The organism is Mesorhizobium sp. M2A.F.Ca.ET.037.01.1.1 (genome assembly GCF_003998075.1).
In the GTDB taxonomy this organism is placed as follows: Bacteria; Pseudomonadota; Alphaproteobacteria; order Rhizobiales; family Rhizobiaceae; genus Mesorhizobium.
Map to the genome: position 1 here is coordinate 1 of NZ_RZSA01001168.1, position 1,847 is coordinate 1,847.

A 1,847-nucleotide genomic window follows, 5' to 3' on the forward strand; every position below is an offset into this window, starting at 1 on the left:
CAATTGGGCTTTTTACCGATCAGCACGCCGCCCGATCGCACTCCTTTACCGCGCATTAACCCTAACAGGATGATAACGGTCGCACTTTCCTGGGGTTGTGCCGCGGCTTGCGGCAAGAGCGATGAAGGTTCCTGGCCGGTCATGAAAAGCACTGCTTCCCTCTTTCGCGCTTTGCTTGCCCTGTCGCTGCTGACCGGCTGCTCGAGCTATCGCCCGACGCCCGCCGCCTTCCATGAAGTGCTCGACCAGCCCTACCGTCTCGGCGCAGGCGACCGGGTCCGTGTCACGGTGTTCGAGCAGGACGGGTTGACCAACACCTACAGCGTAGACCAGTCCGGCTACCTCTCCTTCCCGCTGGTCGGTGCCGTGCCGGCGCGCGGCCACACCGCGCAGCAGTTGGAAAAGGAGATCGCCGACAAATTGCGCCAGGGCTATCTGCGCGATCCCGACGTTTCGGTAGAGATCGACCGTTACCGGCCGATCTTCGTGATGGGCGAAGTGGGCGCTGCCGGCCAGTATTCCTATGTGCCGGGGCTCACCGTGCAAAAGGCGGTCGCCATTGCCGGCGGCTTCACGCCGCGCGCCAATCAGGAGAGCGTCGACATCACCCGCGACATCAACGGCAAGGTGATGACCGGACGGGTGCTTACATCCGATCCGCTCCTGCCCGGCGACACCGTCTACGTTCGCGAACGCCTGTTCTGAAAAGTCCGTCGTGACGGTGAACCTCAGGATCGTCCACTGCTTCCGCTCACCTGTCGGGGGAATCTTCCGGCATGTGCGCGACCTCACCGAGGCGCAGGTCGCCGCCGGCCATGCGGTGGGCATCGTCTGCGATTCGACAACCGGCGGCGACTACGAGGAGCGGCTCTTCGAAGCGATGAAGGACAGCCTCGCGCTCGGCATCCATCGCACGCCGATGCAGCGTCATGTCGGGCCGGGCGACCTCGCCTCGGCCTGGCGCACCTATCGAATCATCCAGGAATTGCGGCCGGACGTACTGCATGGGCATGGCGCCAAGGGTGGCGCCTATGCCCGGCTGTTCGGCTCACTGTTGCGGGTTTCAAGGTCTCGCGTGGCCCGCCTTTATTCGCCGCATGGCGGCTCCCTCCACTATGACGAAACGACGGCGACGGGAAAGCTGTTCTTCGGCCTGGAGCGCTTCATGGCGCGCTTCACCGATTGCCTGCTGTTCGTTTCCGACTATGAGCGGAAAACGTATCGGCGCAAGGTCGGCGAGCCGCCCATACCCAACCGGCTCGTCTATAACGGCCTGCGCGCCGCGGAATTCGAATCGGTGACGACGGCGATCAATGCCGCCGATTTCCTGTACATCGGCATGATGCGCGACCTGAAAGGTCCGGATATCTTCATCGATGCGCTGGCTTTGGCCGGCAGCGAGCCTGAACGCCCCTTGAGCGCCGTGATGGTTGGCGATGGCGACGACCTGCCGCGCTACCACGCTCAGGTCGAGCGGCTCGGCCTCGAGAACCGGGTTCGCTTCTTGCCTCCGATGCCGGCGAGGGAAGCTTTCGCCCTGGCTGAGCTGGTAGTGGTTCCGTCGCGCGCGGAGGCGATGCCCTATATCGTGCTCGAGGCCTTGGCCGCCGGCATGCCGATGATCGCGACCGCGGTCGGCGGCATTCCGGAAATCTTCGGCGATGGCTCCCCTGCCTTGATCCGGCCGGATCCCGTCGAGCTTGCCAGCAAAATCGGCATGGCGGTCAAAGACATGGATGCGTACCGCAAGGCGATGCCACAGGCCGACGAGCTGAAGGCGCGTTTCGGCTCCGACGTGATGGCAACCGAGATCGAGAAGGCCTATTTCGCGGCGCTGAGCAAGTCGG

Annotated in this window: 2 protein-coding genes; both read left to right on the top strand. The window is 63.9% G+C overall.

The features are described from left to right. Window positions 1–141 precede the first annotated feature (141 nt). Window positions 142–705: a polysaccharide biosynthesis/export family protein gene (locus EOA27_RS34690; protein ID WP_040983193.1), complete on the top strand. Its 564-nt coding sequence runs from the start codon at window positions 142–144 to the stop codon at window positions 703–705. A 10-nt stretch (window positions 706–715) separates the two neighbouring features. After that, window positions 716–1,847, top strand: a 1,132-nt coding sequence (locus EOA27_RS34695) for a glycosyltransferase (protein ID WP_145970769.1), incomplete at its 3' end; no start/stop codon positions are given.

Excerpts from the sequence above, each read along its gene's own strand:
- EOA27_RS34690 (WP_040983193.1), top strand. The coding sequence starts at position 142 with ATGAAAAGCACTGCTTCCCTCTTTCGCGCTTTGCTTGCCCTGTCGCTG.